Raw genomic sequence first — 537 nt, forward strand, 5'->3', positions numbered from 1 at the left:
TCCCTCGCTTTGCTCAGTCCAGGGTCTTCAAGCTTCGCTGATCCCTCAGGAGTCGCCGCTCTCCGCTACAATCAACAGGATTTCCCAACTATTAAATGAGGTGATGGAAATGATGACGAAGAATCAAGTTAATGAACGGGAACAGATGGAAATGCTTACAATCGAACAGTTAGTTCCACAAGACCATCTGGTTCGTAAATTAGATGCAGCAATTGATTTTTCTTTCATTTATCCATTGGTTGAAGATCTATATTCATTATTTGGGAGACCCAGCATAGATCCAGTTGTACTCATTAAAATGGCATTCAATCAATATACCTTTGGTATTCGCTCGATGCGTCAGACCATCAAAGAAATTGAAACCAATATGGCCTATCGCTGGTTTCTTGGATTCGGTTTTCACACAGAGGTTCCGCATTTCTCTACGTTCGGAAAAAACTACGTCCGCCGTTTTGCAGATACAGATCTATTCGAACAGATCTTTTATCGAGTACTAAAGGAAGTCGCAGATCGTGGGCTACTTAGCTCGGAACACGT

Annotated in this window: 1 protein-coding gene; it reads left to right on the forward strand. The window is 42.3% G+C overall.

From position 1 onward, the window contains the following. Window positions 1-109 precede the first annotated feature (109 nt). Window positions 110-537, forward strand: a 428-nt coding sequence (locus ACR65F_RS18165) for a transposase (protein ID WP_440505358.1), incomplete at its 3' end; no start/stop codon positions are given.

It is taken from the genome of Sporosarcina sp. SAFN-010, from assembly GCF_059415065.1.